Consider the following 13,344-nt stretch of genomic DNA (forward strand, 5'->3'; position numbering starts at 1 on the left):
TTGTTCAGGCAAGGTTCAGAACTCAGTGGGGCGGATCAGCCCCACTGCGATGCCTTCCAGTGCGAATTCCGCACTGCCGGCCTGAACAAAGATATTTTCGTAATCGGGGTTCTCGGCGATCAGCTCGATGCCATTCGGCCGGCGCTTGAGACGCTTGACCGTCACGTCGTCGCCCAACCGCGCGACGATGATCTGGCCGTCTTTGGCTTCGCTTTTCTTCTGTACGGCGAGCAGGTCGCCGTCGAAAATGCCGGCGTCCCGCATGGACAACCCGCGCACCTTCAGCAGGTAGTCCGGCTTGCTGGAAAAGAGCGCCGGGTCGCAGGCGTAATGCTGCGAGACGTGTTCCTGCGCAAGGATCGGGCTACCCGCGGCCACCCGGCCAACCAGCGGCAGCGACAACTGCATGATGCTGGCGTGCGGCAGCGTGAACTGATGCGGCCCGTCGTCCTGACTGGCCAGCAGTAGCCGGATGCCGCGCGACGCGCCCGCGGCGAGCTCGATGACTCCCTTGCGAGCAAGCGCGCGCAAGTGCTCTTCCGCCGAGTTAGCCGAGCTGAAGCCCAGCTCGGCGGCGATCTCCGCGCGGGTGGGCGGAAAACCGGTGCGTTCGATGGCCCGGCGGATCAGGTCGAAAACTTCTTGCTGTCGTGCGGTGAGTTTGGTCATGGGGTCACTGTATGGATAGACAGGTGACTGTATTTTTATACAGTATCCGGCGCAATTCAAGCTTTACTTTAAGTTCTCGACCCTGGGTGTCAGTGGAACGCCGTCAGACGGCGTCCTAACACCGGTTTTCGTGCCGCAACGCCGCGTCTGGCTGTCATTACCACTTTTGAGTATTAAAAAATGAAGAAACATTATTTTTAATGATGAAAGCCCTTCGATAGACTGGGCCTCGAGTCGACGCAGGCAAGACGCGCGCAAGACCTCAAACACCAAACACAACAGACAGGAAGGGGCACGTTGCCTCGCCTGACCACCACGCGGAGAAGCTGGATGATCGATCAGGGCACGGGGCTCGCACGCAGGACCAGGAAGCTCATCACGGTGCTGGCGCTTGGCGCCGCAGCGGCACTTGGGCTGGCCGGACAGACGCAGGCGGCGGACACGACGCTGCTGAATGTGTCGTACGACCCAACGCGCGAGTTGTACCAGCAGATCAACGAGGCGTTCGGCAAACAGTGGAAAGCCCAGACCGGCGACACGATCACCTTCAAGCAGTCGCATGGCGGCTCAGGTGCGCAGGCGCGCTCGGTTCTTGACGGGCTGCAGGCGGACGTCGTGACGCTCGCGCTCGCTTATGACATCGATGCGCTTGCCAGCAAGGGCATCGTCGACAAGAACTGGCAGAAGCGTCTGCCGGACAACGCCGCGCCGTACACCTCGACGATCGTATTTCTGGTGCGCAAGGGCAACCCCAAACACATCAAGGATTGGGACGACCTGGTGAAGCCGGGCGTGTCGATCGTCACGCCGAACCCGAAAACCTCGGGCGGCGCACGCTGGAACTATCTGGCGGCGTGGGCGTATGCCGAGCATCAACCGGGCGGCAATGATCAGAAGGCCAAGGAATTCGTCACGAAGCTGTACAAGAACGCGGGCGTGCTCGATTCGGGCGCGCGTGGGGCGACGACGAGCTTCGTGCAGCGCGGTATCGGCGATGTGCTGATTGCCTGGGAAAACGAAGCGTTTCTGTCGCTCAAGGAGTTTGGTCCGGACAAGTTCGAGATCGTGGTGCCGTCGGTGAGCATTCTGGCTGAACCGCCGGTGTCGGTAGTCGACAAGGTGGTGGACAAGCATGGCACACGCAAGCTGGCTGAGGCGTATCTCAACTTCCTCTACAGCGAGCAGGGGCAGGAGATTGCCGCGGAGAACTTCTACCGTCCGCGTTCGGACAAGGTGCCGGCCGCGCTGACCGCGAAGTTTCCGAAGCTGAAGCTGTACACCGTGGATGACACGTTCGGCGGCTGGACGAATGCGCAGAAAACGCACTTCGCAGACGGTGGCGTGTTCGATTCGATCTACTCGCCGCAATGAGGCGTAACGAGGTAAGGCAGTCAGGCTGTCGTCCGGCGCGCCTCAAGGGGCGCGCCGTTTGGCCATTTAGCCTGGGCCAGCCGCGCGACCCGGTTTTCACCCTGAAAGAGCATCGAGCATGACAACGTTGACCTTCCGCAAGCCAAGCGCCTTACCGGGCTTCGGCCTGACGCTCGGCATCACAGTGGCGTATCTGAGCCTCGTGGTGCTGATTCCGCTTGCGGCGACCTTTCTCAAGACCGCCTCGCTCGACTGGACGCAGTTCGTGCACGCGGTCGCTTCGCCGCGCGTGCTGGCGTCGTACCGGTTGACCTTTTTTGCGGCGCTCGGCGGCGCGCTCGTCAATGCGGTATTTGGTTTTCTGGTGGCGTGGGTGCTGGTGCGCTATTCGTTTCCGTTCAAGCGTCTGGTTGACGCCGTCGTCGATCTGCCGTTTGCGCTGCCGACCTCGGTGGCCGGGATTTCGCTCGCGGCGGTTTACTCCGGTAATGGCTGGATAGGCCAGTTCCTCGAACCGCTCGGGATCAAGGTCGCCTTTACGCCTTTGGGTGTGCTGGTCGCATTGACTTTCATCGGTCTGCCATTCGTGGTGCGCACCGTGCAACCGGTGCTCGAAGAATTCGAGCGTGAGCAGGAAGAAGCGGCCGCGTGCCTCGGCGCGTCGCGCTGGCTGACGTTTCGCCGCGTCGTGCTGCCTGCGGTGATGCCGGCGTTGTTGACCGGCTTCGCGCTGGCCTTTGCGCGGGCGCTCGGCGAATACGGCTCGGTGATTTTCATTGCCGGTAATGTGCCGATGAAGTCGGAAATCACATCGCTGCTGATCATCACCAAGCTCGAACAATACGACTACGCTGGGGCAACGGCTCTTGCGGTCGTGATGCTGGTCGTGTCGTTCCTGATGCTGCTGCTGATCAATACGCTGCAGTGGTATCTGCAGCGTCGAACACGTCGTGGTTCGGCGGCGCCGGCGCTGCCTGTCCCGGGCGCTGCTATCGGTGCGGCAGGCGTGACAGGAGGTGTCCAATGAGTCACGATTCTGCTGCGTTGCAGCCGGTGTCGAGTACTGGCCTGAACGCTTTGCGCCGTAACGATCCGGTGAGCGAGCCGCGTCTCGTGCGCTGGCTTCTGACGGGCATCGCGTTGCTGTTTCTCACGCTATTTCTGGTGGTCCCGCTCGTCGCGGTCTTTTATCAGGCATTGAGCAAGGGCGTTGGCTTTTACTTCGCAGCGCTCGCCGACCCCGACGCGATCTCTGCAATCAAGCTGACATTGTTGACCGCTGCGATCGCGGTGCCGTTGAATCTGGTGTTCGGATTGGCGGCGTCGTGGTGTATCGCGAAGTTCGAATTCAAGGGCAAGGCGTTGCTGACGACGCTGATCGACCTGCCATTTTCCGTTTCACCGGTGGTCTCAGGGCTCGTCTACGTTTTGCTGTTCGGCGCGCAGGGCTGGTTCGGCCCGTGGCTGCAGGATCACGACGTGCAGATTATCTTCGCGGTGCCAGGCATTGTGCTCGCGACGATCTTCGTCACCTTTCCGTTTGTCGCGCGCGAGCTGATTCCGTTGATGCAGGCGCAAGGCAACGACGAAGAGGAAGCGGCCCACGTGCTGGGCGCATCCGGCTGGCAGACTTTTCGGCGCGTCACCTTGCCGAACGTCAAATGGGGTCTGCTGTACGGCGTGATTCTGTGTAACGCGCGGGCGATGGGCGAGTTCGGCGCCGTCTCGGTGGTGTCGGGCCATATTCGTGGGCAGACCGACACGATTCCTCTGCACGTCGAAATTCTTTACAACGAATACAACTTCTCGGCGGCGTTTGCCGTGGCCTCGTTGCTGGCGCTACTGGCGCTCGTCACGCTGGGCCTCAAGCTGCTCGCCGAGCGGCATCTGTCGGCAGAACTGGCGGACTCGCGCGATGTTCCCGCGCACGCCGGTCCAACCGTTTCGCAGTCGTCCGCGGCACTTGCGCCGAAGCAACAGCCGATCCAGTAAGCAATAAAGTTGCATGGGAGTAGTCAATGGGCATCACCGTTCGTAACCTGCAAAAGCGCTTTGGCGATTTCACCGCGCTCGATAACGTCTCGCTCGACTTTCCGCCAGGCGAGCTGGTTGCGCTGCTCGGGCCGTCGGGTTGTGGCAAGACCACGTTGCTGCGCGTGATTGCGGGCCTCGAATATGCGGACTCGGGTCAGGTTGTGCTACAAGGACAGGACGTCGCGACGGTGGGCGCCCGTGAGCGCCAGGTCGGCTTCGTGTTCCAGCATTACGCGCTGTTCCGTCACATGACGGTGTTCGAAAACGTCGCCTTTGGTCTGCGCGTGAAACCGCGCAAGGAACGGCCGTCGGAAGCGGTGATCCGCGAGAAGGTGCATGAACTGCTCAAGCTCGTGCAACTGGACTGGCTCGCGCAACGCTATCCGTCGGAACTGTCGGGTGGGCAGCGTCAACGCATCGCACTGGCGCGCGCATTGGCGGTCGAGCCGAAGGTGCTGCTGCTCGACGAACCTTTCGGCGCGCTTGATGCGAAAGTCCGCAAGGAACTGCGTAGCTGGCTGCGGCGTCTGCACGACGATCTGCATATCTCCACGATCTTCGTCACGCACGACCAGGAAGAGGCGCTCGAAGTGGCGGACCGCATCGTCGTGCTGAATCGCGGTCACGTCGAGCAGGTGGGCAGCCCGCAAGACGTGTACGATCATCCGCAGACTTCGTTTGTCTATGAGTTTCTCGGCGCGGCCAACCGTCTGCACGGCAAGGTCGACAGCAACGGTTTTGTGGTGGACGGCGCCGCGTTGCCGGTAGCTGCCGCCGCAGGCTTCGAAGGTCCGGCGTTCGCCTATGTGCGTCCGCATGACCTGCAGCTTTATCCGCAGGCGTTGGGTCATCGCGATGGGATTGTCGTGGATGTGCGTCGCGTCGTGACGCTGGGTGGTTCAGTGCGGGTCGAACTGGCCGGCCGCGAGGGCAGTGTGCTCGAAGCGGAACTGGATCGCGAAGCGTGGCGCGCGCTGCAACTGAATATCGGCGACGGCGTGACGGCGGTGCCGCGCGCGTTGCGCGTTTTTCCAGCGCATTGAACGTGCGCTTGCCTGGCTACTACTCTATAACTTAACTCTGGCTGAACCGGAGACACACAGATGAACTTTCAGCAACTGCGCTTTGTGCGCGAGGCCGTGCGGCAGAACATGAACCTGACGGAAGTCGCGAACGTGCTGTACACGTCGCAGTCGGGCGTGTCGAAACAGATCAAGGACCTCGAGGACGAACTCGGCGTCGATATTTTCATTCGCCGTGGCAAGCGCCTGACGGGCCTCACGGAGCCGGGCAAGGCCGTGCATCAGCTGATCGAACGGATGCTGCTCGACGCGGAAAACCTGCGCCGCGTCGCGAGACAGTATGCGGATCAGGATAGTGGCCACCTTGTCGTCGCTACGACCCACACGCAGGCGCGCTACGCGCTGCCCAAGGTAATTCGCCAGTTCACCGAAGTGTTCCCGAAGGTGCATCTGGCGCTGCGCCAGGGCAGCCCGCAACAGATTGCGCAGATGATCATCAACGGCGAAGCGGACATCGGGATTTCGACCGAAGCGCTTGACCGTTTCCCGGACATCGTGACGTTCCCGTGCTATTCGTGGCATCACGTAGTGGTCGTGCCGAAGGGGCATCCGTTGGTCGGGCGTGAAAATCTGACGCTCGACGAGATTGCCGAGTTTCCGATCGTCACGTACGACCAGGATTTCACGGGCCGCTCGCATATCGACCAGGCGTTCGCGAAGGCGGGTGCGTTGCCCGACGTCGTGCTGACCGCGATCGATGCGGACGTGATCAAGACTTATGTCGAACTCGGTATGGGCATTGGCGTGGTGGCGGCGATGGCGTACGACCCGAAGCGCGATACCGAACTGGTCGCGCTCGATACGCAGCATCTGTTCGAGGCGAGCACGACCCGTGTCGGCTTGCGCAAGGGCGCGTTCCTGCGCGCTTATGCGTATCGTCTGCTGGAAATGTTCGCGCCGCAGCTGAAGGAAGCCGAGATCGCTGCGCAGTTGCGCGCAGTGGATTGATGCTGGCGCGCTGGCGCGGCGCATCGCTTACAATCGCCGCCATGAATACTTCGACTCCTTCCTCATCCGGCGCGCAGGGCGCCGGCTCTGCCGCCGCCGCTTCGCCGGCCAGCGGCTCCCAGTCCGCCGCTTCCGAAGCCGCGCACGCGCTGCCGCGCATTGCAGTACTGGCGACGGGCGGCACGATTGCCGGTTCTGCCGCCGATGCCGCCAACACCTCCGGCTATCAGGCCGGCGTGGTCGGCGTCGACCGCCTGCTCGAAGCGGTTCCGGTGCTCTCGGGCGTCGCGCAGATTCAGCCCGAGCAGGTCGCCAGCATAGACAGCAAAGACATGGCGCTTGCGCTGTGGGCGACCCTCGCGCAACGCGTGAATGCGCTGCTGGCAAGCGATGACATCGACGGCGTCGTGATTACGCATGGCACCGATACGTTAGAAGAAACCGCGTACCTGTTGCATCTGACCGTCAAAAGCACCAAACCGGTCGTGCTGACCGCGGCGATGCGGCCTTCTTCGGCGCTCTCCGCCGATGGTCCTCTGAACCTGCTCAACGCCGTCACTGTAGCGGCGAGCCAGGCCGCGCACGGGCAGGGCGTGCTGGTGGCATTCAACAACCGCATTCACAGCGCGCGCGATGTGGTCAAGACCAGCACCTACGCAGTGGACGCGTTCCAGTCTCCGGAAGTGGGCGCGCTTGGCTGGGTGCAGGACGGACGCGTGGAATTCCAGCGCAAGGTCGTGCGTCCGCACACCGTCGATACGGAATTCGTGATCGGCACGAAGTGGCCGAATGTGGAGATTGTCGTGAGTTATGCGGGCGCATCGCGGATCGGCGTCGATGCTCTGGTAGCTGCGGGCGTGCGCGGAATTGTGGTAGCCGGCACCGGCAACGGTTCGATTCACGCGTCGGTGCAACAGGCGCTTGCCGATGCGGTGAGCCAGGGCGTGGTGGTGGTGCGCTCGTCGCGGGTCGGCTCGGGCCATGTGATGCGCAACGGCGCGGCCTCCGACGATGCGCTTGGCTTCGTCACAGCGGGCTCGCTCAATCCGTACAAGGCGCGCGTGCTGCTGATGCTGGCGCTCGCGGCGGGTGGCACCGGACCGGTGGCGCTGCAGAAGATCTTCGACACGTACTGAGGCGGCGACCTGCGAAGCGTGCGCGATACGGGTTGAGTTTCGAGCGCGCTTTGAAACGTCCGTGCAAAAAAGAAAACGCGGCGATAAGGGCTGATTGCCTTATCGCCGCGTTGTTTTTGCATGCTATCAGTGTGCACTATCCGACAGCCGGACACCCGACGACGACGTCTGACCGACCAAGGCTTCCCCGCCGTCGACGGGTGCCGCTGCGGACCCCACTTGCCGCTCTCAGCCCAGAGCGGCACGATTTGTCCGATGCGCTACGCGTGCCGCGCATCGCACCGGACGCCCCACTTGCCGGTTGATGTGAATGCCGTGAAACCCACGCACGTCAACCCATGTTGCTGCCGCTGAGCGCCTCCAAACCTGTGGTCATGCCACAGAGATGAAAAACCAGAGGCGCTTCAGCAGCGTATCCGTGTATCCCTGCAATCGCATCAAGCCGCTTTCGCTTCCTTGCCCGGTGCCTGAGCCACTTCGAAGTTCGCCATGATTTCGAGCGCGCGCACCATTGCCGAGTGATCCCATGCCTTGCCGCCGTTCGCTGCACACACGCTGAACAGTTGCTGTGCGCTGGCGGTATGAGGCAGGGCGATGCCCAGCTTGCGTGCGCCGTCGAGCGCGAGGTTCAGATCCTTCTGATGCAGTTCGATGCGGAAGCCCGGATCGAAGGTACGTTTCGTCATCCGTTCGCCGTGCACTTCGAGAATCCGCGACGACGCGAAGCCACCCATCAGTGCCTTGCGCACGCGCTCCGGATCGGCGCCCGAACGCGCAGCGAACAGCAGCGCTTCTGCAACCGCTTCGATGTTCAGCGCGACGATGATCTGGTTCGCGACCTTGCAGGTCTGACCCGCGCCGTTATCGCCGATCAGCGAGATGTTCTTGCCCATCAGTTCGAACAGCGGCTTGGCGAGTGCAAAGGCCTTTTCCGGACCACCGACCATGATCGTCAGCGACGCTTCACGTGCGCCGACTTCGCCGCCCGAAACCGGCGCGTCGAGATAATCCACGCCGAGCGCGTTGATCTTCTTCGCGAAGGCTTGCGTGTCGAGCGGGGAGATCGAGCTCATGTCGATCACGAGCTTGCCTTTCGCGAGACCGTTGGCGACGCCGTCGTCGGCGAACAGCACGTTGGCGACGTCCGGTGTGTCCGGCACCATGATGATGACGATGTCGGCAGCCTGTGCAACGGCCGTCGAATTAGCCACTACGGTGGTCGTCTTGCTCAGGTCTTCCGGCACCGGATACGCGCCGTTCACGAACAGCGAGTGGCCGCCCTTGAGAAGGTTGCGCGCCATGTGCGCGCCCATGATGCCGAGGCCGATAAATCCAATCTTTGCCATGTGTCTATGTCTCCAGTGGGTTTGGGGGCGAAGTGTTGAGGAGGGCGATCTGTTCGATCAGGCAGCGACATGCGCCGCGCCGCGTGCCTGGCCGGCTACGCGCTGCACCCAGTCCAGACCTTCGGTAGTCGTCGTGCGCGGCTTGTATTCGCAGCCGATATATCCGTCATAGCCGAGCGAATCGAGCAGATCGAACAGGAACGGGTAGTTGATTTCACCCGTGCCCGGTTCGTTGCGGCCCGGATTGTCGGCGAGCTGGATATGCGCGATCGACGCCAGGTTCTTCTTGATGGTGGCGGCGAGTTCGCCCTCCATCCGTTGCATGTGATAGATGTCGTATTGCAGGAACAAGTTGTCCGAACCGACGGCGCGAATCACATCGAGGCCTTCGGAGGAACGGTTTAACGCAAAGCCTGGGATATCGTACGAATTGCACGGTTCGACCAGCAGCTTGATGCCTTCTTTCTTCAGCGCCGTGGCTGCGAAGCGGAGGTTGTCGACCATCGTCGCGTGAGCGCGGCCGGCATCGACGCCTGGGCCTGGAATGCCGACGAGGCAGTTCAGTTGCGGTACTTTGAGCGCCTTCGCGTATTCAATGGCGCGGCCCACGCCTTCCTGGAACTCGCCAATACGATCCGGCAGGCAGGCAATGCCACGCTCGCCGGCTTCCCAGTTACCGGCGGGCAGGTTGTGAAGAACGAGCTTCAGACGGTTCTGCTGCAGACGTTCGGCCAGTTCGGCCACTTTGTACGGATAGGGGAACAGGAACTCGACGGCGTTGAAGCCCGCGTCCGCTGCCGCTACGAAGCGGTCGAGGAACGGGACTTCGTTGAACAGCATGGTGAGATTGGCTGCAAATTTTGGCATGGTGCTGGGGTCTCGCTGGTCGGTCAATGAAGCTGCTTCGATCTGGCGGTCGAGCGCGAATCGCACGCTGAACCGCCGGACCGGACAGGTGAAACGAGGCAGATTTAATCGAGCATGCTGATGGCGCTCGGCGCATCTTCGCGCTTGATGGCCAGTTCTTCGAACTCGTTGATGGCGTCGATTTCGGTGCCCATCGAGATGTTCGTCACACGCTCGAGAATCACTTCGACGATCACCGGCACGTTGAATTCGGAGAGCATCGATTGTGCTTTTTGCAAGGCAGGCTTCAACTCTTCGGGCTTGAACACGCGGATCGCCTTGCAACCGAGTCCTTCCGCCACTGCGACGTGATCGACGCCGTAGCCGTTCACTTCCGGCGCGTTGATGTTGTCGAACGCGAGCTGCACGCAGAAATCCATATCGAAGGCGCGCTGTGCCTGGCGGATCAGCCCGAGGTACGAGTTGTTCACCACCACATGCACGTACGGCAGCTTGAATTGCGCGCCAACGGCGAGCTCTTCGATCATGAACTGGAAGTCGTAATCACCGGAGAGCGCGACGATCGGACGTTGCGGGTCCGCGGCGCGTACACCGAGCGCTGCGGGAATCGTCCAGCCGAGCGGCCCAGCCTGGCCGCAGTTGATCCAGTTACGTGCCTTGTAGACATGCAGAAACTGCGCGCCGGCAATCTGCGACAAGCCGATCGTGCTCACGTAGCAGGTATCGCGGCCGAACACCTGGTTCATCTCTTCGTACACGCGTTGCGGCTTGATCGGCACATTGTCGAAGTGCGTCTTGCGTTGCAGCGTGCGCTTGCGTTGCTGGCAGTCTGCAACCCACGCGCTGCGGTCTTTCAGCTTGCCGGCAGCTTTCCATTCCCTCGCCACTTCGACGAACAGTTCGAGCGCGGCTTTCGCGTCAGACACGATGCCGAGGTCCGGCCCGAACACCCGGCCGATCTGCGTCGGCTCGATGTCCACGTGCACGAACTTCCGGCCCTTCGTATAGACCTCGACGCTGCCCGTATGGCGGTTCGCCCAGCGATTGCCGATGCCGAGCACGAAGTCGGAGGCGAGCATCGTCGCGTTGCCGTAGCGGTGCGAGGTCTGCAGGCCGACCATGCCGGCCATCAGCGGGTGGTCGTCGGGAATCGCGCCCCATGACATCAACGTCGGAATCACCGGCACGCCCACGGTCTCGGCGAACTCCACGAGCAGGTCTTCCGCGGCGGCATTGAGCACGCCACCACCGGAGACAATCAGCGGCTTTTCGGCGTCGTTGAGCAGCGTGAGGGCCGCTTCGATCTGCTTGCGGCTCGCCTTCGGCTTGTAGACCGGCAGCGGTTCATATGTGTCGATATCGAATTCGATTTCGGCGAGCTGCACGTCGATCGGCAGGTCGATCAGCACCGGACCCGGACGGCCCGAGCGCATCAGATGGAAGGCCTGCTGGAACGCGCGCGGCACCAGCGCCGGCTCGCGCACCGTCACGGCCCATTTGGTGACGGGCTTGGCGATCGATTCGATATCGACGGCCTGGAAATCTTCCTTGTACAGACGCGCGCGGGGCGCCTGACCCGTGATAGCCAGAATAGGAATCGAGTCAGCCTGAGCGGAGTACAAACCGGTGATCATGTCGGTGCCGGCGGGGCCTGACGTGCCGATACACACGCCGATGTTGCCCGGTTGAGCACGCGTATAGCCTTCGGCCATGTGCGATGCACCTTCGACGTGACGCGCCAGCACGTGGCTGATGTTGCCTGCCTTGCGCATGGCCGAGTAGAACGGGTTGATAGCGGCGCCGGGCACACCGAAGGCGGTGTCGATGCCTTCTTTTTCGAGCACCAGTACCGCTGCGTCGACGGCTCTCATCTTGGCCATGAATGTCTCCTGAATGTCTTTGAACGCGGATCGAGGGGGTTGAGACAGACTTTAGGCCTCACCCAAAGGTTTGATAAGATCAGTCCGGGTCGCTTATTTCGAAACAAAAAGTATGGAATGGCGGTGACCGGCGAGAGCCGGCAGCCCGGCAGGAAAGGAGACAAAAATGGACCGCTTCAAGCAGATCGAAACCTTCGTGCGGGTGGCCGACGCGGGCAGTCTGGCCGCCGCGGCACTGGAGGAGGGCGTGTCGCCGGTGATTCTCGGACGGCGCATCGACGCGCTGGAAAAGCGCCTCGGTGTGAAGCTGATGTACCGGTCGACGCGGCGTCTCGTGGTCAGCGAAGACGGCGCGGCGTTTCTCGAGCGCTGCCGCGGTCTGCTGGCGGAATGGGATCAGGCGGAAAACGAGCTCGCGGCGGGCCGCCGGGCGGTGAGTGGGCACCTGATCGTATCGGCGCCGGCAGCGTTTGGCCGCAAACATGTCGCGCCGCTCGCACCGCCGTTTCTTGCGGACAAGCCGGAACTGCAGCTGTCGTTCAATCTGACCGACCGGGTGGTGGACCTGGTGCGCGAAGGCTATGACCTGTCGATCCGGATCGGCGGCGCGGTCGATCCCAATTTCGTCGCCGTGAAGCTGGCCTCGAACCGCCGCGTGGTCTGCGGAACGCCCGAATATTTCCGCAAGCACGGCAGACCGAAGACGCTCGAAGATCTGCCGCAGCACAACTGCCTCGCCTTCAATCTGCAAGGGGGCCAGAACCGCGGCTGGTACTTCCGGCGCAACGGCAAGCTGGCGACAGTGCGGGTAGGCGGCACGCTCGATTGCAACGACGGCGAGTTGCTGCACCGCTGGGTCTCGGAAGGGCTGGGCCTCGGCTGGCGCTCGACGTGGGAAATCCAGCAGCAGCTTGTACGCGGTGAACTGGAAACGGTGCTGGATGAATTCGCGCTGCCCGACTACGACATCCTCGCTGTGTACCCGCAGCAGCGCTACGTGCCGGCCAAGGTGCGCTACTTCATCGACTATCTGAAAGAGGTCTATGCCCGGCCTGGATATTGGAGCGGCGAGGCCTGAGCGGGCGCGCAGCGCGTACCGTCAGGCGGCCGCGGAGCCCCCAGATGACCCTAAACCCTTGAAAATACACCCGAATCACGCGGCAAATTAACGGGATATCTTGCAACCCGTCCCCATTCGGGCTACAATCTTCGGCTTCTCACTTGCCACACCGGTTCAGACGCCCGGGTGGCTCTAATCCACAAGTCCACAGGAGTGTGTATGCGTCATTATGAAATCGTCTTTATTGTGCACCCCGATCAGAGCGAGCAAGTGCCCGCCATGATCGAGCGCTACAAGACCACGATCACCTCGCACGGTGGCCAGGTCCACCGCATCGAAGATTGGGGCCGTCGCCAACTGGCCTACATGATCGAGAAACTCGCGAAGGCTCACTACGTCTGCATGAACATCGAATGCGATCAAGCCACGCTCGACGAGCTGGAACACGCATTCAAGTTCAACGACGCCGTTCTGCGTCACCTGATCGTCAAGATGAAGAAGGCCGAAACCGGCCCGTCGCCGATGATGAAGGAAGTGCAGCGCGAAGAAGCCAAGAAGGCAGCTGCTACTACGCAGCCGTCGGAAGCGCAGGCTTAAGACACACTAATTTAAGCTACCAGGCAAAAGCGTCGCTCTCGCCAAAAGGTATATGAATCGGCTGCAACTTACGGCCAGCGTCGTTGAACGCGAACCGGTGCGGTACACCCCCGCCGGCGTTCCGATCGCAAGCTGCACGTTGCAACACCGCACTGAAGTCGTCGAAGCCGGCATCGCCCGGCAAGTTGAACTGACGATGCCGGCGGTGGCGGCCGGTGAGGCGAGCGGCAAGCTGGAAAGCTGTGCGATGGGCGTGGAAACGCTCTTCACCGGCTTCCTGGCGAAGAAAAGCCGCAACGCCAGAACCCTGGTATTTCACATCACAGCATTGCAGGACATTGGAAAGGACTGAAC

General features: G+C 61.9%; 13 protein-coding genes. 9 read left to right on the forward strand and 4 right to left on the reverse strand.

What is annotated here, in order from left to right; all coding sequences use genetic code 11:
- Positions 1 to 15: 15 nt before the first annotated feature.
- On the reverse strand, positions 16 to 669 hold the full coding sequence (gene lexA, locus P3T20_RS19595; protein ID WP_074264865.1) for a transcriptional repressor LexA: 654 nt from the start codon (positions 667 to 669) through the stop codon (positions 16 to 18).
- Positions 670 to 999: 330 nt separating this feature from the next.
- Between lexA and P3T20_RS19600 the strand changes: the two genes are divergently transcribed.
- The 6 genes from P3T20_RS19600 to P3T20_RS19625 all read left to right on the forward strand — a co-directional run bounded on the left by P3T20_RS19600 (position 1,000) and on the right by P3T20_RS19625 (position 7,240).
- A complete protein-coding gene (locus P3T20_RS19600) occupies positions 1,000 to 2,040 on the forward strand; it encodes a sulfate ABC transporter substrate-binding protein (RefSeq protein WP_074264864.1) in 1,041 nt (346 codons plus the stop codon).
- A 118-nt stretch (positions 2,041 to 2,158) separates the two neighbouring features.
- Positions 2,159 to 3,067, forward strand: a complete 909-nt coding sequence (gene cysT / locus P3T20_RS19605; protein ID WP_074264863.1) for a sulfate ABC transporter permease subunit CysT — start codon at positions 2,159 to 2,161, stop codon at positions 3,065 to 3,067.
- Positions 3,064 to 4,032, forward strand: a complete 969-nt coding sequence (gene cysW / locus P3T20_RS19610) for a sulfate ABC transporter permease subunit CysW (RefSeq protein ID WP_074264862.1) — start codon at positions 3,064 to 3,066, stop codon at positions 4,030 to 4,032. The genes cysT and cysW overlap by 4 nt, the downstream gene beginning before the upstream one ends.
- Positions 4,033 to 4,058: 26 nt before the next feature.
- Positions 4,059 to 5,117: a sulfate/molybdate ABC transporter ATP-binding protein gene (locus P3T20_RS19615; RefSeq protein WP_074264861.1), complete on the forward strand. Its 1,059-nt coding sequence runs from the start codon at positions 4,059 to 4,061 to the stop codon at positions 5,115 to 5,117.
- Between the two features lie 60 nt (positions 5,118 to 5,177).
- A complete protein-coding gene (locus P3T20_RS19620; protein ID WP_074264860.1) occupies positions 5,178 to 6,104 on the forward strand; it encodes a CysB family HTH-type transcriptional regulator in 927 nt (308 codons plus the stop codon).
- Positions 6,105 to 6,145: 41 nt separating this feature from the next.
- Entirely contained in the window at positions 6,146 to 7,240 is a 1,095-nt protein-coding gene (locus P3T20_RS19625) for an asparaginase (protein ID WP_143787517.1), read from the forward strand.
- A 437-nt stretch (positions 7,241 to 7,677) separates the two neighbouring features.
- On the opposite strand, the gene P3T20_RS19630 is transcribed toward P3T20_RS19625, so the two are convergent.
- The 3 genes from P3T20_RS19630 to gcl form a co-directional block, all read right to left on the reverse strand.
- Positions 7,678 to 8,586 (reverse strand): 2-hydroxy-3-oxopropionate reductase, encoded by a 909-nt coding sequence (locus P3T20_RS19630; protein ID WP_074264859.1) that lies wholly within the window; start codon positions 8,584 to 8,586, stop codon positions 7,678 to 7,680.
- 57 nt (positions 8,587 to 8,643) lie between these two features.
- Complete coding sequence (gene otnI, locus P3T20_RS19635; RefSeq protein ID WP_074266095.1) at positions 8,644 to 9,453, reverse strand: 2-oxo-tetronate isomerase; 810 nt, start codon at positions 9,451 to 9,453, stop codon at positions 8,644 to 8,646.
- 104 nt (positions 9,454 to 9,557) lie between these two features.
- On the reverse strand, positions 9,558 to 11,333 hold the full coding sequence (gene gcl / locus P3T20_RS19640; RefSeq protein WP_074264858.1) for a glyoxylate carboligase: 1,776 nt from the start codon (positions 11,331 to 11,333) through the stop codon (positions 9,558 to 9,560).
- Positions 11,334 to 11,499: 166 nt separating this feature from the next.
- Between gcl and P3T20_RS19645 the strand changes: the two genes are divergently transcribed.
- From P3T20_RS19645 to priB, 3 genes are all read left to right on the forward strand, one after another.
- Positions 11,500 to 12,411: a LysR family transcriptional regulator gene (locus P3T20_RS19645; protein ID WP_074264857.1), complete on the forward strand. Its 912-nt coding sequence runs from the start codon at positions 11,500 to 11,502 to the stop codon at positions 12,409 to 12,411.
- Positions 12,412 to 12,612: 201 nt separating this feature from the next.
- Entirely contained in the window at positions 12,613 to 12,990 is a 378-nt protein-coding gene (gene rpsF / locus P3T20_RS19650) for a 30S ribosomal protein S6 (RefSeq protein WP_074264856.1), read from the forward strand.
- A gap of 52 nt (positions 12,991 to 13,042) precedes the next feature.
- Positions 13,043 to 13,342 (forward strand): primosomal replication protein N, encoded by a 300-nt coding sequence (gene priB, locus P3T20_RS19655; RefSeq protein WP_074264855.1) that lies wholly within the window; start codon positions 13,043 to 13,045, stop codon positions 13,340 to 13,342.
- The last annotated feature ends 2 nt before the right edge of the window (positions 13,343 to 13,344 follow it).

The sequence above is a fragment of the Paraburkholderia sp. GAS206C genome, assembly GCF_050435645.1.
Classification (GTDB): Bacteria; Pseudomonadota; Gammaproteobacteria; order Burkholderiales; family Burkholderiaceae; genus Paraburkholderia; species Paraburkholderia phenazinium_B.